This window comes from Xenorhabdus hominickii (genome assembly GCF_002632725.1).
Lineage (GTDB): Bacteria > Pseudomonadota > Gammaproteobacteria > Enterobacterales > Enterobacteriaceae > Xenorhabdus > Xenorhabdus hominickii.
In genome coordinates this window covers 354,634-376,638 of record NZ_NJAI01000007.1, presented here as the reverse complement: position 1 = coordinate 376,638, position 22,005 = coordinate 354,634, and the positions used below count along the sequence as shown (strand labels likewise).

The 22,005-nt window shown below is 42.0% G+C and carries 16 protein-coding genes; all 16 read left to right on the top strand.

The annotated features are described in order from the left end of the window. Positions 1-24: 24 nt before the first annotated feature. Positions 25-2,193, top strand: a complete 2,169-nt coding sequence (locus Xhom_RS20640; RefSeq protein ID WP_069315969.1) for a type VI secretion system Vgr family protein — start codon at positions 25-27, stop codon at positions 2,191-2,193. A gap of 23 nt (positions 2,194-2,216) precedes the next feature. Beyond that, a complete protein-coding gene (locus tag Xhom_RS20635) occupies positions 2,217-4,808 on the top strand; it encodes a DUF2169 domain-containing protein (RefSeq protein ID WP_069315970.1) in 2,592 nt (863 codons plus the stop codon). Beyond that, complete coding sequence (locus Xhom_RS20630) at positions 4,805-5,872, top strand: pentapeptide repeat-containing protein (RefSeq protein ID WP_069315971.1); 1,068 nt, start codon at positions 4,805-4,807, stop codon at positions 5,870-5,872. The genes Xhom_RS20635 and Xhom_RS20630 overlap by 4 nt, the downstream gene beginning before the upstream one ends. Positions 5,873-5,909: 37 nt before the next feature. Further along, complete coding sequence (locus tag Xhom_RS20625) at positions 5,910-6,533, top strand: DUF3540 domain-containing protein (RefSeq protein WP_069315972.1); 624 nt, start codon at positions 5,910-5,912, stop codon at positions 6,531-6,533. A 10-nt stretch (positions 6,534-6,543) separates the two neighbouring features. Continuing rightward, positions 6,544-6,936 carry a DUF4150 domain-containing protein gene (locus Xhom_RS20620; protein WP_069315973.1) on the top strand — a complete coding sequence of 131 codons (393 nt, stop codon included), beginning with the start codon at positions 6,544-6,546 and terminating at the stop codon, positions 6,934-6,936. 46 nt (positions 6,937-6,982) lie between these two features. Then, entirely contained in the window at positions 6,983-7,534 is a 552-nt protein-coding gene (gene tssJ, locus Xhom_RS20615; RefSeq protein WP_069315974.1) for a type VI secretion system lipoprotein TssJ, read from the top strand. Further along, positions 7,527-8,876, top strand: a complete 1,350-nt coding sequence (gene tssK, locus Xhom_RS20610) for a type VI secretion system baseplate subunit TssK (RefSeq protein WP_069315975.1) — start codon at positions 7,527-7,529, stop codon at positions 8,874-8,876. The genes tssJ and tssK overlap by 8 nt, the downstream gene beginning before the upstream one ends. Before the next feature lie 5 nt (positions 8,877-8,881). Next, positions 8,882-10,105 (top strand): DotU family type VI secretion system protein, encoded by a 1,224-nt coding sequence (locus Xhom_RS20605; RefSeq protein WP_069315976.1) that lies wholly within the window; start codon positions 8,882-8,884, stop codon positions 10,103-10,105. 3 nt (positions 10,106-10,108) lie between these two features. Further along, entirely contained in the window at positions 10,109-13,747 is a 3,639-nt protein-coding gene (gene tssM, locus Xhom_RS20600; protein ID WP_069315977.1) for a type VI secretion system membrane subunit TssM, read from the top strand. A 41-nt stretch (positions 13,748-13,788) separates the two neighbouring features. Beyond that, positions 13,789-14,895 (top strand): type VI secretion system protein TssA, encoded by a 1,107-nt coding sequence (gene tssA / locus Xhom_RS20595; protein WP_069315978.1) that lies wholly within the window; start codon positions 13,789-13,791, stop codon positions 14,893-14,895. Positions 14,896-15,020: 125 nt separating this feature from the next. Beyond that, a complete protein-coding gene (gene tssB, locus Xhom_RS20590) occupies positions 15,021-15,551 on the top strand; it encodes a type VI secretion system contractile sheath small subunit (RefSeq protein WP_069315979.1) in 531 nt (176 codons plus the stop codon). Between the two features lie 3 nt (positions 15,552-15,554). Next, positions 15,555-17,057, top strand: a complete 1,503-nt coding sequence (gene tssC / locus Xhom_RS20585) for a type VI secretion system contractile sheath large subunit (protein ID WP_069315980.1) — start codon at positions 15,555-15,557, stop codon at positions 17,055-17,057. A 154-nt stretch (positions 17,058-17,211) separates the two neighbouring features. Then, positions 17,212-17,703, top strand: coding sequence for an Hcp family type VI secretion system effector (locus Xhom_RS20580; RefSeq protein ID WP_069315981.1), 492 nt, complete (start codon positions 17,212-17,214; stop codon positions 17,701-17,703). 68 nt (positions 17,704-17,771) lie between these two features. Next, on the top strand, positions 17,772-19,469 hold the full coding sequence (locus Xhom_RS37645; RefSeq protein WP_232326299.1) for a type VI secretion system-associated FHA domain protein: 1,698 nt from the start codon (positions 17,772-17,774) through the stop codon (positions 19,467-19,469). 74 nt (positions 19,470-19,543) lie between these two features. Next, positions 19,544-20,098 (top strand): type VI secretion system baseplate subunit TssE, encoded by a 555-nt coding sequence (tssE, locus tag Xhom_RS20570; RefSeq protein ID WP_069315982.1) that lies wholly within the window; start codon positions 19,544-19,546, stop codon positions 20,096-20,098. Positions 20,099-20,129: 31 nt separating this feature from the next. Next, positions 20,130-22,004, top strand: a complete 1,875-nt coding sequence (gene tssF, locus Xhom_RS20565; protein WP_069315983.1) for a type VI secretion system baseplate subunit TssF — start codon at positions 20,130-20,132, stop codon at positions 22,002-22,004. The last annotated feature ends 1 nt before the right edge of the window (position 22,005 follow it).

The following is a 22,005-nucleotide window of genomic DNA, read 5'->3' as shown; positions in this document are numbered from 1 at the left end:
TATCAACAAAAGCAAGGAAATTTTATGGAGAGAAAATTTATCGTACATACTTCATTACCTGGAAAGTCTTTATATTTCAAATCACTGACAGGAACAGAAAAATTATCGGAAGCTTACGAGTTTGAAGTTCAATTATTCAGTGAGAAAAGATTATCAGATCCAATCTCTCTACATAACACAACACTCACTGTAGAAATAAATAGCAAATCAGCGCCAAAAAGATATTTAAGTGGTTTCATAGAAAAAATAGCCTACGCCCCATTCTATCAATATGATAATAGACTCTATTTATATACCGCTACCGTAAGACCTAAGTTATGGGAGTTAAAACAACGAGTTGGTTATAGTATTTGGCAAGATAAAACGGTGCCGGATATTATTGCAACGGTATTGAATAATGCAAATATTCCCTTTGAAAATCAGCTCATTGAAAAATATCGCACATGGGAATATTGCGCTAAACATAATGAAACTGATTTCGATTTTATTCATCGTCTAATGGAACATGAAGGGATTTATTATTATTTCAAACACGATATGGGAAGCCATACCCTGATTTTGGTAGATACACCACAATCACATGAACCCATGCTGGGATATAAAAACATTAAATATATCAATGCACATCGATCACTAAAAGAACACCTTATTGAACATATCTATAATTGGAATGTCTGTAGCGTTACCATACCAAATAGCTATAGTCTTGATGACTACGATTTCCGCAAACCGAGAGCCAAACTATATACCGCCGCTCAGACTCCAGCCAGTTCCATTGATGACACAGAGATATTCATTTGGCCCGGGCGCTATGTGAAAAGTGAGCAAGGACAGTTTTATGCTCGAGTACGTCAGCAAGCTTCCGAAGCAAAAAGCGAATTGATTGACGGAAAAGGAAATGTATTAGGCATGGCTCCAGGCCATATATTCACCCTATTGCTACCCAATAATATTAAAGGCGATGACCACGGTGACTACTTAATTACAGGCGCACACTACTCTTTCTACGAAACGTCTTACAACTCTAGCTTTATTGATGATTTGGTTGACGACTTATTTGATAACAACCAAGATAAAAATCTCGTTCAATTTGATGCTATTCCTGCCAATACCCCTTGGAAACCTTCGGCGGTAACGCCATGGCCAAAAGTAATGGGGCTTGAAACTGCTGTCGTCACCGGCCCCAAAGATAAGCATATATGGACTGATAAATACGGCCGGATAAAGGTGAAATTCCGATGGGATAAAGACGACAAAAAAGATGATACCCGCTCTTGCTGGATACGCGTAGCAACCCCTTGGGCCGGCTGGCGGTATGGCAGCGTATGTATTCCCCGCGTGGGTGAAGAGGTGATTATCAGTTTTGTCAATGGTGACCCTGATAAACCCTTAGTCATCGGCAGTACTTACAACAATGAAAATATGCCGCCTTGGGAGCTACCGAAACATGAAACCCGTGTTGGCATTATGTCAAACACGAAAGGTGGAAAACATGATCAGGCAAACTATCTCTTTTTAGATGATGAACCTGATAAAGAATTATTTGATCTGCATGCAGAACGGGACATGAATATCTCGGTGGAAAAAGACAAAAAAGTCACTATTGATGGGGATCGTACCACTGAGATAAAAAAACAACAAAAGGATACCGTGCAAGGCAACGCTAATTTCTCTTATAAAACAAACCATGAAACCACCATTGATGGCAAAGACACCTTAACTGTCAAAGATGGTCAGCAAGAAACCATCAAGGGTGGGCGGAAAACAACAATCAATGGAGGAGATACGTACAAACTTACAGGGAATTTAAATGCAAAAATTGATGGAAATTGGGTACAGAACATTACAGGTGTGACAACGATCTCAAGCCCTAGTCTCATCACAATAAAAAGCGATAGCGCTGTAGTCATTGATAGTCCAACTTCTTTATTTTCAACCAAAGTTCTCTCTTGCTCCATAGTGGCATTCAGTATAGACAATGTCGCATCATCACTCTCCACTACGGGTCTTAGTATAAATAGAGTAGGTGTCAATTCCTCGCTCACAGGGGTTTCTTTCGGTCTGACGGGAATGTCCCTGAATAAAACAGGAATAGAACTTGATCAAGCGAACCTAAAATTAGAGCAAGCACAAATTATGATAAAAAAATCAGCTACCAATATCTTAAACAGCATCTTACATATCATCAGCTAATAAATACACCTATCAGGATTTCAATGAAAATCATTAAACCTTCGCGTTTAAGTGTACTTTATCGGCCTTATCGCTGGCTGCAAAAAAATCACCTTGGGATCTCTGTGATGGCACTGGCTGATATGGGTTCGGCTCCACGCTTACGTCCGGAAGCAGAGCTTTGGCAGCTTGCAGAAAATGAATTGAAAACCTGTAATGGCGTTATCGATCTCGCTATGCCTAAATATTGTGCTGAATTTTTGGCTACAGGATATGCCTATACTCACCATCAGGCAGATAAATCCGCCTGTACTGCCCGTATTCAGGTTGGGCAGTTGGCAAAAACGTTGGCCGCTTTCGGTGATCGTTATTGGATTGATGATACACCCTCAAAGCCCCAACCTTTTGACCAAATGCGATTGGATTGGAGCCGGGCTTTTGGTGGCGAAGGCTATGAAGAAAACCCCCACGGTGTCGGGGTCAATCCCGAAAGTCTGGAAAATGGGTTGAACATTCATCGCTTGCCGAATATTGAAACACTGCACAATCGGTTGATGTCACAACGTCGATTGACATCACCGCAGGAAATTCCCATTCCGGCCAGTTTTTGTCCCTTGGATTTCATATGGCCACGTCGTTTTACCCGCATAGGTAAAAAATACGATAAGGAGTGGTTAGAAAACGAATTTCCCGGTTTTTCCCGTGATATTGACTGGCGGTTATTTAATGCAGCTCCAGAGGATCAATGGTGGGAAGACAGTACCACCCTACCAGAACAGGCCGAATGGCGAATTTGGAATATGCATCCAGAAAAACCGATGCAGGAAGGCATCTTACCCTCATGGAATGCCCGTTGCTTTATCAGACGGTTGCGTCTTGATGAAGAGATTTTTGAAGAAATCATTATGCGTAAAACAACAGTGTGGTTCTTCCCCCATTTAGAACAAATGATCCTAATCTGGCATGGAAGCACACAAATAAATGAAGATGATGCCAAAGATGTTTTACAAATGGTTTCAGCATTGGAACTCAATGATAATCCCCGTCCAGAAAGCCATTATCTGCGTGTTCTTGACCAGCGCATGGATAAAGAAAAAGGCGTACTATACACTTTTCGGGAAAAAGACCTCATTCCTGAAGAAATGATTGGCCCTTGGTTAGACACCGAACTTCCAGAAAGTAACTCGCCATTACAGAAAAATCTGCAAAACCGTGAAAAACGCCTGCGTGAACAACAACAGGAACGTTTGGCTGAGTATGGTCAAGATATCAATACGTTGATCCCACATGAAACTGAATCACCCGCTACGCCAAAACTCGAAAAACTCGATGAACTCCCCGAATTTGTCGAAAACATTGAGCAGGAAGCCGATCAGAAACGTACTGAGGCCGAATTGAAACAAGCGGAGATAATTAACAAGGCTAAAGAACAAGGGATTGATGTTGAAAAATCAGACACGGTAGCTCAGGTCAGAGGGCCAGAAAATTTGCATCGAATACGAGACACATTGCATCAGCAGCAAATGAAACTCAATGATAAAGACCTCGCTCAGATGGAACAATCAATACACACAATGTATTTATCGTCAGTACAGGAACAAGCTCCTGCTCTGCGCTTAACAGGCAACCTGTCACAAATTATCCGAAAACGAGTACAAGGAATCATGCGGCAAGGAGGGAATTTCAGTGGCATGGATTTTACCGGCGCTGACTTATCAGGCCTGGATCTACGTGGAGCCAACTTCTCCCGAACGCTATTGGAAAGCGCTTGTTTAAATCATTGCCAACTCGATGATGCAAACTTCAGTGAAGCCATGCTGGCCAGAACAGAAATTTGCCACACTTCATTACGGGCGGCCAAATTAGATAATGCCAGTCTGGCACTGGCTAAATGTGAGCAAAGTGATTTTTCCAACGCAAGCTTTAAGGATACACAGCTGCAAGAAACGCGGTTTAATCATTGTTGCTTTGACAATGTCATATTCACAGACCTGTTCCTGCAAAAAATCTTTATTACACATTGCCATTTCCAATATTCACAATGGAAAGAGTGCACGTTTATCGAACTTGAGCTTCCTACACTCAACTTCAATCACGCCAATTTGCATAAAATCACATTTATAAAATGCAAACTAAAACAAGCGAGTTTTAATCATACAACATTAGAAAGTTGTACATGGGTAGAAACTGAGGCAAATGAAATACGATTTCGTTCCGCCAATCTGTTGACCTGCGCATTTACCATGAACAGTAAGCTTAATCAGGCAGATTTCAGCCATGCCACCTTGACCGAATGTAATTTGCGTCAAATGCCTCTGGTTAAGGCAATATTCTACGCAACCACTTTAAATAACAGTGACCTTAGTGAAGCCAACTGCCAATCAGCTAATATGCAGTATCTGAATGCGATAAAAAGCACATTTACCCGGGCTGATTTTCGCGGTGCCATATTGAACAATGCTAACCTGATGAATACGCTTATGCAGAAATGCAGCTTCACCGGCACAGAATTACAGGGAACCAATCTATTCCGTACTGATATGTCCCAATCAATTACCGACGATTCAACCTCAATAACGCATTCTTATACTAAACGCACCAAAACTTTACCCAAACGGGATAAGAAAGTGATATGACTTTACTAACAGCAGATGAATTAGTCGATAAAATCAAACACGGTGAAATTATTGAAAATATTAACTTACAAAACATGTCACTATCTGGACGTGATTTATCTGGCGGGATCTTTAAAGAAGTCAACTTTTCAGGAACCAATTTTTCTCATACTTCGCTAAAAGAATCTATTTTTACTGAATGCCAGATAGAAGATGCTATTTTCGACTCGGCCCTATTTGAGCAAAGCGTTTTTGAAAAATGCAATCTGGTTCGCACAAGATTTAATAAAATAACACTATTAGATCATATATTTAGCCAATGTGATTTAAAAAAAACGCAGTTTACGGCAACAAAACAAAATAATACTCAATTTTTATCCTGTTCACTACAATCGGCCAATTTCAATCAGAGTCATCTTGATCGTGTCATATTTACTGATTCGTCACTAGAACACACTAAATTAAATCATTGCTACTTTTCTCTGGTCACTTTTTTTCGTCAAGATTTACGGGAAACAGACTTTTCTGCCAGTGAATTTATCAAAGCCGTTTTTTTTGAATGTGATTTGCGTGGACAAAATTATCAAAAACAAAAATTTAAAACATGCCAATTCACAGATAGTCAGCTTCAGACCGTAAATTTTAATCATGCAATATTAACTAACTGCAATTTTAAAGGCACTATTTTACAAGATGCCTTGCTATCGAATGTTAATGCAACACAGGCGTTATTTACCGAAGCCGATTTAACTCGCGCTTGTTGCAAAAACAGTCTGTTTGAACAAGCGATTTTTATCGGTGCATGCCTTGATTCTGCTGATTTTCGACACAGTAAGTTCCCAATGGCAATAATGCACAAATTGCATGCAGTGAATGCACAATTTACAGGCTGTGATATGCCTTATGCCGACCTTTCCTATTCCAATATCAATAACAGTGATTTTCGGGCCGCTCACTTTATGAGAACGCTCTTTCATCGTACTCAACAGATCGGAACATTATTTTCTGGCCACCAAGGAATCTTGGAAAATGACCCTGAGCTATTTGCCGCTGAAGAGTGGAATACGCAACATAATAAGCGCTAGAGCCTAATAGAATCGGCTCTTGATCCGGAGAATAAAAATGACAACACCTTCTTATGCGTTTTCCTCATATAGCCTTACCACCGAGCCATTACAACAAATGACCGGCCAGATCGTGAGTATTCTTCAGGACGGCAGTTTTATGGTGGAGGAAAGCAAAAACAACCGTGGTTGGCATTGCCGACGGGCTGCCAGTTGCCTATTGACCCCAGACATGGGAGATACTGTATTAATTACGCAAATTGATGGCCATCTCTGGATTTTAGCCATACTAGAACGACCAGATCAGCAACATCCCGCTGAAATAAATGTCTCCGGCGATCTGACTATCACTTCCTCAGGCAACTTAAGCATGAACAGCAATGGATTGAATATCACAGCTAACAATGGCAACTGCCATATCAGTGAAATGCAATACAGTGGGGAATCACTATCTGCGTGGGTTTCAATAACGCGTTTGGTTGGCAATCAGTTTGAATCGCTCTGGCAAACAGTCACCCAACTCAGTAACCGCCTATTTCGCCATACAAAGCAAACAGAACAGGTTCATGCCGGACAGCTGGATATGAAAGCCGAAAACTACGCCCGATTGCACGCCCAACATACTATCGTATCTGCAAAATCCATCACTAAAATCGATTCTGAACAAATTCATATCGGCTAAGGAGAAGATGATGTTTGCCAATACTCAAGGGGGGGGAATGGATCTGGCCACACCGGATACATGTCTGACCCCAATGTTCACACCGGTGCCAGTGGTTTATCCCAATATGGCACAAGGCACCACTGCCATTACCAATGCCCTCAATATCCTGTTTATGGGCTGCCCAGCTCATAATTTGGCAACAATTATTCCCATGACTACGGGAGATAATCCAGGCGTCAATCTTGGCGTGGCTTCGGGCACTGTCATGGGACCATCCCATCACATAATGGGAGCCAACTCTGTCTTGATAAAAGGTTCACCCGCAACCCGACTATCGAGTACGACTATGCAGAATTCGACTAATGCCCCGGGTTCCCGCATCGTACCCAGTCAAACAAAAGTTCTTATCAGTGCTGCCTAACATTTTTGACCTCTCGACAAACAAATTAAGTTCAATCGGGTGGTGGATGAAGAAAATATTGCTGTCAATATCAAAACCTTTGCTGGCTGTTCTTCTGCTGACTATTCCTATAGGAACCATGACTGGTTGTTCATCAACGCCAAAATTACCGCCCTATAAATTAATCTTCAATTCTGTATCTGGAGTGAATGATTCAGCTCCATTGAAAATACACGTCATTTTATTGAAATCGAATGAAGAATTTATGTCTGCTGATTTCTTTTCTCTACAAAATAAAGCACAAGATACATTAGGCGACAAATTGGTTAATGAAGATAGATTTTTTATACGCCCTTCTCAGCATACACATTGCTTGGTGGAAAAAAATCTCCCGGAGGCCAACTATATCGGAATTATTGCTGAATACAGACAATTGGACGGTAAAAAATGGCGTATTTCATTTCCCGTTCCCATACCTGAAAAGCCTTCTTTTTACGAATTCTGGCGTTCTTCTCCTGACGAACTGAATGTGTGCGTTAAGGCCACCAATAATGGCTTAAGTCTCATCAAAGAATGTCACTTAAGTTGCGTAGCTGGAGCTGAAAAAAATAATGAATAGAGCAGAAAAAGTTATCTGGACAGAAGGCATGTTTTTACGCCCTCACCACTTCCAGCAAGCTGAAAACTATTTTGAAGCTTATATTCGTGATTGGGGAATATCTCAAAAACCTTACTATTGGGGATTTTTGACGCTTGAATTGGATCAAGAACTTCTGAATCAAGGTAAAGTCAGGCTTTCCTTAGCCAGCGGGATTTTTCCTGACGGAACACCATTTAGTTTCGATGCTGCTCATACACCTACTCCATTACAGGTCACTGAAAATCAAACAAATGCGAATATTGTATTAGCTTTACCGACTTTCCAGAGGGGAAAAGAAGAAGTGATTTTCAGTGAGCAACAAGACTCGCTGGCTCGTTTTGTCAGCTTTGAGGAAAACGTTGATGACTTTAATGCCATGTCAGTTGGCAATGCCACAGTACAATTTGGCAAAATGCGTTTGCGTCTCATGCGGGAATCGGATTTAACACCAGAATGGACGGCATTAAGCATCGCACATGTCGTGAATAAAACAAACGACAATAAACTCCATCTTGACTCACTCTTTATTCCGTCCTTACTCAATTGTCATGCAAGCCCGCAACTAGTCGGTTTTATCAATGATATACAGGGCTTGCTGGAACAACGCCGTCAACAAATAAGCCAGCGTTTGTTACAGATAGGGCGATACAATGATTCTGAAATTATGGATTTTCTCCTGCTGTCACTTCTGAATCGCTATAGCGGTCAAGTGAACCATATCCAGAATTTGTCATTAGTGCATCCGGAACGATTATTCAGCGAATGGCTGCAATTTGCTACCGAATTGGCGACGTTTTCCCCAAAGCGTGTACCAGAAGAGAACTTGCCTCTCTATAAACATGACAATCTGGCTCAATGTTTCAAGCAACTCATGTTCCAACTGCGTCAAGGATTATCAATCATTCTGGAAGAACAGGCGATTCAGGTGCCATTAACGGAATATTCTCATGGCTTGAACATCGCTACATTACCCGATTCCAATATGATACACGCATTCAGCTTTGTTCTGGCAGTCCACGCTAACCTTGCGAATGATGTCTTGATGAGCAATTTTCCTGCCCAGATGAAAATAGCCCCCGTTGGCCGTATCCGTGAATTAGTTCAATTGCAGTTACCCGGTATTCCACTGCGGGCAATGCCGTCTGTTCCCAGACAAATTCCCTGGCATTCAGGCTATGTTTATTTCGAATTGGAAAAAGAAGGTGATTTGTGGAAACAAATGGAGGAATCCAGTGGTTTTGCATTACATCTGGCAGGTGAATTCCCGGGTTTAAACATCGAGTTTTGGGCTATCCGTAATCAGAATAAATCGAGGGGATGAAACCGATGATACAAGACAAGCAGATAGCTGAACCCAAAATACTCTCTGGTGAGGCCAATCATAATCCCTTAGTTTCTGCTGCCAATCCGTTGCTGAATACCATCCCTCAAATCCGGCATTCTATTGTTCATCCTGACCCATCAGGTTTACGGCAGCAGTTGATCAACGAAATCCGGCGTTTTGAAGTCGCATGCCAACATGCCAATTTATCTTATGAAGTGATAATTGGAGCACGCTATTGTTTGTGTACTGCATTAGATGAAGCAGCGGCCCTGACTCCTTGGGGACTCCGCAGTGTGTGGTCTGCAAGCGGATTGCTCGTTACGTTTCACAATGAAACATGGGGGGGAGAAAAATTCTTCCAACTATTGGCTAAATTATCACAAAACCCAAGAGAGCACTTATTTCTATTAGAGCTGATTAACTTCTGTCTCCAACTTGGATTTGAAGGACGCTATCGTGTTATGGATAACGGACGCTCACAGCTAGAGACGGTAAAACAACGTCTGTTTCAGTTAATACGTTCGATCCGTGGTAATTACCCTGTCGAGTTGTCATCAAAAATACAAGCCATCACAATGCCGATTAAATCGTGGCAATTTTCCTTACCGATATGGGCCGTTACAGCGGTATTCGTTTTTTTAGTATGTCTTTTGTATATCGGCTTGAATTGGCGATTGAGTGGCTTAATCAATCCTGTTTTGGCAACAATCTACCAGACTAATATGCCAAATATGGTGGTCAATGATCGCGTATATCCTGTGGTGCCTCCGACTCTAAATCTGCAAAGTATGCTGATAAAGGATACAACCGAGGGCTTATTAAGTGTGACCGATATGACGGATAGAAGTGTGGTTACGTTAAAAGGAGATGTTTTATTCACAACCGGCGCCACTAAGATCAACAGCCGTTATTTGGCTGTCATCAGGGATGTCGCAGAAGCACTGAATCATTTCAATGGTGAAATTCTGGTCACCGGGTATACCGATAATATCTCCATTAGCAGCCGACGGTTTCCGTCTAACTATGCATTATCCTTTGCCAGAGCCAAGTCAGTACAACAAGAACTTCAACGTTATCTTGCTCAGCCAGAACGTGTCAAAACAGAAGGAAAAGGGGCCAATAACCCTTTAGTACCAAATGACACCCCAAGTAATCGGGCCAAAAACAGACGAGTTGAAATCGCACTGTTAGTTTCTCCTGTAAATCAAACGAGGCAAGGAAACTAAAACATTATGAATGTACTCCTTTCTATCATTACTAGTCGATTAATGTGGAGTTTTCTCGGAACAACAGCAATTTCTGCCATTATTTGGTTTATTGGGCCCAATATTTCTGTCGGTAACACCGTACCTTTTGAATCACAAACGATACGCATAGTAACCATTGTTTCTCTGTTCCTACTCTGGATCGCAAGCAAGGTGATCCCCCGACTATACCGCGCATGGATCAATAAAAAAGTGGTCAGTCAACTGAATATCAATCGGGATGAGAAAGAAGAAAAGAAACAAAATGAGCGTCATATCACATTAGCAGAGCGCTTTGCTGATGCAGTAAAGTTATTGAAGAAATTCTATTTTTCTGGTTTGTACAGCAAACGTAAGCCACGCTGGACAAACTTTTTCAATCGCCAATATATATATCAATTACCTTGGTATCTCATTATCGGTGCCCCCAAGTCAGGTAAAACAACAGCATTGGCAAATTCAGGTCAACACTTTCCATTAGCGGATTATCTTAGAACATCCACTTCATACAGTATGCAGGGAATGGATAATTGTAACTGGTGGTTTACCAACAAAGCCGTTTTACTCGATACCTCCGGGCGCTATATCACGCAGGATAGTTTATATGAAAAACAAAATGCCGATGAATGGAAAAGTTTCATCAAACTGCTGAAAAAGTACCGTACCCGCCAGCCTCTCAATGGGATCATTATTGCTATCAGTGTGGAAGATTTACTGAACCCATCAACCGAAGAGCAGGATCAACAAGCTTATATGCTACGTAGACGCTTAGCGGAACTACATGAACAACTCAAAATACGGATACCTATTTACATCATCATCACCAAGACCGACTTGTTAAAAGGATTTACCGCTTATTTTACCCATTTCGACAAAACATCTCGTGAACAAATTTTGGGGTTTAACTTTCCGTGGAACCAAGAGCTTGATTGTAATCTGAATAAAATCCTTGACCACCAATATGACCAGTTACAGCAGCGACTGGATGCTGAGTTACCCTATATTCTCTTAAACGGGCACAATTCACGGCAATGTGCCGAAAGTTATCTGTTTCCACAAGAGTTTGCAGCCCTACGCCTGCGGATAGCACAATATCTTGAAATTGTATTCGCAAAATCAGGATTCGAAATCCCCTGTTACCCACGCGGGCTATATTTCACCAGTGGAATACAAGAAGGGACTCCCTTCGACAAGGTTATGGAGAAATTTAACCATAACTTTCAATTACCCACAGATAACGATAGTGATTTAATGTCATGGGAAACTGATAAAGGGATTATGTCCCCACCTCCTACTGACAGCCAAACTTATTTCCTGAAAAATTTACTGGAAAACATATTTCAGGAAGCAGGACTAGCCAGCCATGATCGTTGGTGGATATACCGTAAGAGTCTGTTGAATGGCCTAGGATACATCGTGTTGGCGGCGATACTGATAGCAACGCTGGATTTATTTTTAATAAGCTATAACAACAACAAAAATTACCTGATAGAAGTACAGGCTAAAATTTCGTCTATTGTGCAGCAACGAGCTGAATTAAAGAAAAACACCGATGATATTTATAGCCGACTTCCTATTTTGAATAATCTGGCCAATTTAGCTAAAAGCCAGAGCTTTTCTTTAGATGATCCGCCCCTGTCTTATCGCATGGGCCTGTACTCTGGTCAGCAAGTCAGTGATGCCAGCCGGACCATGTATCTAAGAGCGCTGCAAACATTACTGCTGCCGCCGATCACCAAGCTAATCACCAGCCAAATGCAGAGTGATAACGGTGATGATATAGAGACAACCTACGACACACTCAAAGCGTATCAAATGTTATATCAGCCCAGATATTATGATGGTAAGTTTCTGCATAGCTGGTTAATGCAGTATCTGAAAACAAATTCAGGTGTCGATACAACTCAAACACAGTTGCAACAAATTGATGATCATCTCAGTCAATTATTAGATAACCACGTTGTCGCATCGCCTTTTATTCGTGATGACTATCTGGTCGAGCAAAAACAGGCGTTAATCAGTAAAATGTCTCCTGCACAACGTGCCTACAACCACTTAAAGCATACTTTGCTCGATGATCCTAATTTAACTCCGGTAAGTTTAGACTCACTTGCCGGACCCGAAGCTGGATTGGCTTTCTCACGCATCAGCGGAGCACCGATAACCAAAGGCATACCGGGAATGTTCACGCCTGCAGGTTATCAAAAAGGGATCAACAAAGATCTCAATACCTCTCTTGCCACTTTGTACTCGCAGGATAACTGGGTACTTGGTGCATATGCGAAAAAACAGACAATTCAAGAAATCGAATCTTTTGTCAGGCAGTTTTATATTAACGACTATCTCTATCAGTGGGATAAATTTATCGCTGATATTCGTTTGAATAATATCGATAATTTGGAACAACGCATCGACACAGCCCGTTTACTGTCTTCTCCGGTTTCACCTATCCGTAACCTTCTGGTTAATATCAGTAATAATGTCACGCTAAGTAAAAGTGACGACAAAACCGCTCAACTCAAGAGTATCGTGAAAAGCAAATCAGATAAATTAACAAAATTAGTGCCCAAACAAATATTGTCGGATAATGATCAACCGGCACCAGAACAATTGCTGGAAGAACATTTTTCACAAATCACTGCATTGGCACAGAATCCGGACGGAAAAAGTAAAACGATACCTTTTGATGAAACGTTGAAAAAAATTGGTGAGTTATATCAGTATTTGGTTTCAGTACAGAACGCCATCAATACCAGTATGCCTTTTCCTCCCAATAAAATTATCACACAGCTACAAGCAGACTCAGAACGCCTGCCGATGCCATTCAGAAGTATGATTTCCTCACTGGCGATTGGAGCCAGCAGTGACACGCAGCTCGAAGATATGAAAAGTGTCGCTAAACAATTCAATGCTGAAATCGGCAATTTTTGCCGGCAATCAATTGCCAATCGCTATCCGTTGATGTCTAAAGCGCGTAATGACATCAAACCAGATGACATGGCACGGATGTTTGCCCCAGAAAAAGGACTAATGGACAGCTTCTTCCAGAAAAATTTAGTGGGTAAAGTCCAGACTACCCGGCCGAAATGGCGATTTATGCCTGGTGTAAATGGCAAGTCTTTGCCGGGAGGAGAAACATTGCTCAAACCTTTCCGGCAGGCTCAGATTATCCGCGATACATTATTCGTCAGCGGAACCCCCACTCCATTATTCCGGGTGATGGTTAGCCCCATCAGCATGGATAACAATGTGTTAAGCATGACCCTAGATGTCGATGGACAGATATTGCAATATAGTCACGGTCCACAACTTTCACAACTCATCAGTTGGCCAGGTCCTGCGGGAACCAATCAGGTTCGCATTCAACTGAACTTAGGTGATGGCACAACAGTGAGTTTATCGACATCCGGCTTCTGGGCACTGAACCGATTGCTGGATCAAGCCAAGCGGACTTGGCGGAGCAAAACAGAAAATTCAACTTATGCTGATGATATGGGAATACGGACAATGTTCACTATCCGGGGTCATATGGTCTTGCTGGAATTTACTCCGACCAGTGTTTTCAATCCTTTTCAACTCCCGGCTTTTTCCTGCCCAACCCTAAAGGGCTTTCAAACCGTATAATCAATCACCTCAATATGAGCTGAATATGGACTGAAAATACCATGAATATTGATACCCTACTCACTCCGATCAGTGCAGAATCTCCCTGTGGGGAAAACCTCGAATACGATGATGAGTTTCTGGCACTAGAGCGAATCTTAATCGAAAAACCAGAACAGCAGTTTGGCGATATCCTCATTCCTGCTACCGCTCCCAATTGGGTAGCAGTGGAAAAAAACGCCATCCATCTGTTAACTCGTTCCAAAGATCTACGCATCATCATAGCGCTTATGCAGGCATGGCTAAATATACGGGGATTATGTGGTTATGCCGATGGCCTGAATTTGCTCCGCCAGACTCTGGAACGTTACTGGGAAGAGGTGTGGCCAAGACTCGAATTTGATGATGAATATGACCCCCTATTTCGCCTGAACACATTAGCAGCCATTGAAGATGGTTCTCCTTGTACAACAAAAGCTCAGGCCGCCATTATCCTGAAAAGTGTCTCGCAGGAGGTGTCATTACAGGAAGCCTGTTCGCTCCTGAATGGCACAATAACAGAAATCAAAGGTTATATCGGTGGACGCAACAGATTATTAAATGAATTGAAACAACAGTCCGATAGCCCGGAGATTATAGCAATCACAACGGCTCGCGATCACCTTATCGCGTTGACTGAAATTACTCATCACAATTTACCTGACAACTACGCACCAGAACTACCAAAATTCTTAAAACAATTGGATACAATCATTGAGCATTGTCCCGTACATAAACCAAAAGCAGATCTGCAGGAAGAGTCTGCCAATATAGAAACACTTGAACCTACATTGTTGCTAAAACATCAAGCTCCTACGGAACAAACAAATTTACCATCATCAACTACAGAAATTTCAGAGAGGATCCCCCCCTCTTCCTGGTACGAATATAAAGTCAATAACCGTGATGAAGCACGCATTTTATTAGAAAAAGCGAAAACTTATTTTCTTCAGCATGAACCCAGCCATCCGGCTCCGATGATGATTGACCGTATTCTGCGGCTGATTGACCGTGATTTTATGAATATCATCTACGACCTTGTGCCAGAAGGATTAAATCAGCTCGACATCATTTTTGGTCACCAAAACAACTCTAACAACCCAGACAATTCTGAATTTAACAGGGATTAATTGTTCCTTGTTTTAATCCGCTTGTTTATTTGCCCACATCTCTATTCCCAATATATTTCGAGCTGTTGCTTGAAAAATAAAGGAGATATTCATTTACCTATCTAGCCAGTAATGGAGAATTTACCATGAAATCCAGCGGACAAAAGTTTATAGCCCGGAATCGTGCACCTCGCGTACAAATTGAATACGATGTCGAGACTTACGGCTCAGAAAAAATGGTTCAATTACCTTTTGTCATGGGCGTTATAGCTGATTTGGCAGGAAAACCAGTAGAAGCCTTACCTGACGTCAATGATCGCAAATTTCTGGAAATCGACGTTGATAACTTTGATGAGCGAATGAACTCAATAAAGCCCCGGATAGCCTTTCAGGTTGAAAATACCTTAATCAATGAAGGTCAAATGAGTATCGATTTAACCTTTGAAAACATGGATGATTTTCAACCCGATGCCATAGCCAGAAAGGTAGAACCCTTGGCCAAATTGATGGAAGCACGTATCCAACTGGCAAATCTGCTCTCTTATATGGATGGTAAAAATGGCGCAGAACAATTGATTTCCGAAATACTACAAAACCCCGCCCTTCTGAAATCATTAGCGGAAGCTCCAAATCCTGAAGATCGTGCTTCAGACGAAAGCACTGAAGATAAGGAGTAATTGATGAGCAACACTGAACAAGAAAATCAGCTTCAGCAAACACAAGCACCGAAAGAATATACCCCTGATGAACTGGGACTATTGCTGAATAAGGAATTTCGTCCGCAAAGTGATGATACTCGCAGTGCTGTTGAAAATGCCGTGAAAACACTGGCACAACAAGCATTAGAAAATACTGTCACTATCTCTGGCGATACCTACCGTACCATTCAATCATTGATTGCTGAAATTGATAACAAGATAACACAACAGATGAATCACATTCTGCACCATAAAGACTTCCAAACGTTGGAAGGGAGTTGGCGTGGTCTGCATTATCTGATCAATAATACCGAAACCGATGAAATGCTGAAAATCCGTGTGATGTGTCTTTCCAAAAAAGAATTGAGCAACACACTAAAACGTTTCAAAGGAGTCAGTTGGGATCAAAGCCCGATTTTCAAAAAGATCTATGAAGCGGAATATGGTCAATTTGGTGGTGAACCGTTTGGTTGTCTGGTTGGAGATTACTATTTTGACCATACGGCACCGGATGTTGCACTTTTGCAACAGATGTCGCAAATCAGTGCAGCCGCACACTGCCCATTTATTGCAGGTGCTGCGCCAAGTGTGATGCAAATGGAATCCTGGCAGGAATTGGCCAACCCCAGAGATCTCACAAAGATTTTCCAGAATACAGAGTATGCACCTTGGCGCAGTCTACGCGAATCAGAAGACATACGTTACATCGGGTTAGCACTACCGCGTTTTCTCTCCCGTTTACCTTATGGTGCTCTTACAAACCCTGTCGATAATTTCAATTTTGAGGAGAATACCGAAGGCCCAACCCACAACAACTACACTTGGTCTAATTCCGCTTATGCTATGGCCGTCAATATTAACCGCTCATTTAAACTCTATGGCTGGTGTACTTCTATCCGTGGTGTGGAATCGGGTGGGATCGTGGAAAACCTGCCTTGCTACACGTTCCCCTCTGATGATGGCGGAGTAGATATGAAATGCCCCACTGAAATTGCCATCAGCGACCGTCGTGAAGCCGAATTGGCAAAAAATGGGTTTATTCCGTTATTACATCGCAAAAACACCGATATGGCGGCCTTTATTGGTGCCCAATCATTGCAAAAACCTGCGGAGTATTACGATCCGGATGCCACCGCGAATGCTAACCTTGCCGCCCGGCTGCCCTATTTATTTGCCTGTTGCCGTTTTGCTCACTACCTAAAGTGTATCGTGCGTGACAAGGTTGGTAGCTTTCAGGAACGTGCTGATATGGAGCGTTGGCTTAATGATTGGATCATCAATTATGTTGACGGTGATCCGGTCAACTCATCACAGGCAACCAAAGCGAGAAAGCCGTTAGCCGCAGCAGAAGTTCAGGTCGAAGATGTAGAAGGCAATCCCGGGTATTATCAAGCTAAATTTTTCCTGCGTCCTCATTATCAGCTGGAAGGTTTGACCGTTTCTCTGCGCTTGGTTTCAAAACTACCATCATTAAAAGGAGCTTAACTTAACACCAAAATCATATTTTCTAAAAAATCACATCGCTAATCTTCAAATAGCAATCTCCACATAGCAATACACGCATATCCCTATACCTAACGCCATCCAATATGCATATTGGATTCAATTGTTTTATATAACGCTATTAAGGTGGAAAATTATGTCTACTGCAGGAATTGATGCATATATTAATTTTTCTGATATTAAAGGCGAGTCCGGTGATGAGTCGTATAAAGATTGGACCGCGGTGAAATCGTTCTCACTCTCAGCCATTAACCAAATTAATCGTGATAATCAAGGTACAGGATTAGGTGCCGGTATAGTCCAGATTTCTGGTCTATCTCTGGATCTCCTGTTTGACAAATCCGCGATAACCTTACGCCAATATATCGTCAAAGGAACACACATTAAGAGCGCGACACTTAATGTGCGTCGGCAAGGTGGTTCACAACAGTCCTGGTATTCATTAGCTTTGACAAATGCTCTGATCGCCGAGTCCACACTGACATTCGGAAATGGCAGCTTCTATTCCACAATTGTTGTTGCCTTTCAAAAACATAAAGAAAGTTATTTTTCTCAAGAGTATGGTACCGGCGCTAAAGGTGCTGAAATCAGCTATGAGTGGGATTCTTACACAAATAAAGGCGGTTGATACACACAAATAACCCACATCAGTATCCTCCCTATTCAGGGAGGATACTTGATTAATAATAGGTATTCATGATGATGCGATTCGCCATTGTTAAAAACTCTGGTACAAGACAGCCACCGCAACTGAATTATGATTTTTCGCCTCCCGGTGGCACTATCGGCCGCAGTACAGATAATAACTGGGTTTTACCCGATGAAAATCAGGTTATTGCCCGGTTGCAGGTTATTGTGTCTATAACTGCTGATGGAGAATGTCGGATTAACAATCAGGGTTCTGCATCTGAAGTTTTGCTGAATATGATTCCGTTGGCACCCGACCGTCAAGTTGACATCCGTGATGGTGATATACTGAATATTGGTGATTATCAAATTCAAGTCATTGATGTCAAAAATAGTTCGCAGCAACAAACAATTTCGCAACAACAGCCAAACACGAGTGAATCGGCAATTCCCAGCGAAGTTTGGAACGATCTTGAGCGGGTTTTCGCAGCACCTGATATCTCATCATCTCCAGAACAACATCAGACAGCACAAGAACTGAGCAATAATAATCCTCTGGTAAAAGGTCATCAGCATAAGGAGCGAAATCCGATTGATCCACTCGCTCAAATAGAGGCAACTACCTCTCTAGAAGCCCTGCAATCACAAGTAACAGACCCCATCACTATGTTCAATTCAGATACGACTTTCCAACAGAAAGGTATATTGGATGATCATACACCCACAACGCTATTGCAGCATGATGAACAACATAGCTTTCAAGATGATGGCAAAAAGGAAGCCGATCCATTGGAATTGTTTTCCGACAAAAACATTAAGACTACACAGCAGACCAAAAATGATGATTTATTGAGCCAGATGTTGGATAACGCCGTACCACTGAACCCAGTGAGTGATACCATAATAGAAGAGATCCGACAGGAAACAGTGAATACACGGGTGAGCTCCTCCATAGAGGACGTCAGGAAAAAAGAAAATGATATCTTCCCCGTCTTTGCCCCTGCTAATTCAGAAAATGAATATTTTGCTGATCAGTCACACATTAATCACCAAGCTAATCGCCCCACTTATAGCAATAATAATGGTAATGGCACTGATGAACATCTTGCGGTTGATCCGGGAACCAAACACCCTCATGCCTTTTTCAATCATCAAACCGAGAAGGAAAAATTGGAAGGAAAACTACTGGCGGCCTTACTGGATGGCATGGGGCTAAAAGATATTCATAGGCTGCAATTTGATGAACAAAATATCTATCAGATAGGCTTATTAATCCGCCAATTAACTCAGGGGATCGTCATACTCAACGCCGCACATTCTCAACTGAAACGCGAAGCAAATATAGATATACCCCAGATCCTAAATGGCACCAATAATCCATTTAAAATTTTACCCTCTGGTCAGTCTGTTTTAGCACTGATGTTGGGTGGTCATATACCCGGATTCATGTCACCTGAGCAGGCAACCCGCGACATCTTGACCGAATTACAGGCACATCAATTGGGCATGATTGCGGGAGTTCGAGCCATTGCGACAGATATATTACAATTATTCCATCCTACTTTTCTTGAACAGAAAGCGCGGGAGGAAGGTTATTTTTCGCGTTTATCTTTATTATCAACGAATAAAACCTCAATGTGGGATTACCTCACCAGGTATTACCAAAAAACAGCCCATGAATTTGAGCAACACTCTGCCCTGTTTGGCGAAAACTTCCGACAAGCCTATGAAGCAGAAGTTAATCGGTATAAAAAATCTCAAAATTGAACAAAAAAATTTCACTTACCTCAGCAATATTTTTATTTCTTCCCTTCACTATCATGACAATCAGTAGGTAACCCATGAACAATAATATACCTTTACTGCATAGCGGTTATCATAGTCGAAGTCACGCTACCCGCATCACAGCCAGAGACAGAATGCTGCCTTCTTTACTGGATAGGCTCACAGATAATGAACCTGATAAGAAACAAGAGGCAGTCAACAACTACATGCTATCTCACAGTGCATTACGACAAAGTGTTCTGAGGGATTTACAGTGGTTACTCAATAACATCAATGGAGAATCTGAGCAAAATTTTGCACCATTCCCGGAAATTCGCCGTTCTGTTTATAACTTTGGATTGTCTCCCTTGGCGGGTAAATGCATGTCTGACATTGAATGGGAAGATATCCAACATAAAATCATTGCGGCTATTCACATATTCGAACCACGTATTATTCATGATGAACTTGAAGTGAGTTGTGTTTCCACTACCCATTCGTTGACTGAGTACAACACTTTATCTTTAGAAATAAAGGGATTTTTGTGGTGCGTTCCATGGCCACTTGAATTCCTGTTTCACAGCGATATCGATCTGGAAAACGGTTATTTCACCATAAGAGAAGCCGGATAAAGTTGAGATTAAAGAAGACATAAGAGGGGCTATGGATAATAAACTGCTTGAGTATTATAACCGTGAATTAGTGTATTTACGTGAAATGGGAAAAGAGTTTGCCGAACGCTATCCTAAAGTCGCTAATCGCTTGGGAATGCACGGTATTGATGTTGTCGACCCCTATGTTGAACGCCTTATGGAAGGCTTTGCTTTCCTGACTTCCCGCATTCAATTAAAAATGGATGCTGAATTTCCACGTTTTTCCGAGCAATTACTGGAGATGTTATACCCTAATTATCTGTCTCCGACACCATCAATGGCGATCGTCGAACTCCAGCCGGATACCAGCAAGGGCGATATCAGCCACGGTTTTTTAGTACCACGTGGCACAACCATGCACAGTCAGACGTTAAAAAAAGAGGGTATCACTTTCCATTATACAACAACGCAAGATGTGACCTTACAACCCTTGCACCTGCGACACATTGAACTTGGCCGAATCCCCGCAAATATTCCACTGATGACATTAGACTTACATCATTATGGTGCCGTCAGTGCTCTGCGCATTCGTCTTAAATGCGAGGGAAAGTTCTTCCTCAATGAACTGAATCTCAACAAACTGATATTTTTCCTTTCAGGGCCGGATATTCAATCCCAACAATTGTTGGAACTGATTATGGACCATTCGGTTGGCATAGTATGCCAGACTCTTGGTGATGTCCCCCAATATCAGATCTTGCCCGATATCTCCCCTCATCATGAGGGATTTGATGATAATCAGGCATTATTACCTAACGATCCACGTAATTTCAGTGGCTATCGACAACTCCAAGAATATTTTGCTTTTCCGGCTCGTTTTCAATTCTTCAGTATCAGTGGCATGGGTTCTCTACTAAAACAGACCAAAGAAGAGAATGAATTTGAACTGATCCTGCTTTTGGATAAAGCCGATACTGATCTAGAACGGTTGGTGGATAAGTCTTACTTAGCCTTAAATAGTACCCCCGTAATTAATTTGTTCCCTAAAGTGACCGAGCGTGTCACTGTGGAAGAAAGTACCAATGAATACCATTTGGTTGTCGATAATATTCACCCGTTGAATTACGAAATTTTTTCGGTACAACGTCTGCACGGCGCAGATATCAAACGCAAAGAAACGCAAATATTCAGGCCATTCTGGTCAACTTTCAGTGATGATAAGGGCAATTACGGCGCTTACTTTTCTTTGCGGCGTGAGCCCCGTATTTTATCTGAATATGCCCACCATTACGGAACCCGCAGCAGTTATATCGGCACTGAGACGTTTATTTCGATTGTTGATGAACAACATTCCCCCTGGCCGAATGAACTCAAATTCCTGACCGCTGATGTTATGTGTACCAACCGTGATTTATCTGCGGTGCTACGCCAACAAGATCTCGACAACTTTGTCATGTTGGATTCCATCCCCATTAACCAGATTGTATTTCTCAAACGACCAACCATTCCTCGCCCGGCTTTAACTCAGGGTTCAGCCTCGTGGAAATTAATTAGCCAACTTCAACTTAATTATTTGAATTTCATGGATAAAGATGACGAACAAGGCACTCAGGCATTACGGCAATTGCTGAGTTTATATGCCAACCTTGCAGAACCTGCCGTGATTCGTCAGATTAATGGCATTCGTCATTGTTCATTAAAAACGATTTATCGACGGGTTCCTGAACCCGGCCCGATTGTTTTCGCCCGTGGTGTCAGCATCAGGTTAGAAGTGAATGAACAGGAGTTTGCGGGAACCAGCCCTTGGCTATTGGGTAGCGTACTGGAAAAACTCTTCTCACATCTGGTCACCATGAATTCTTTCACTGAAATGACACTGTACAGCCAGCAGCGGGGCAATATCGGTTTTTGGCCTGCCCGCATGGGAAACAATAAATTGATCTAAA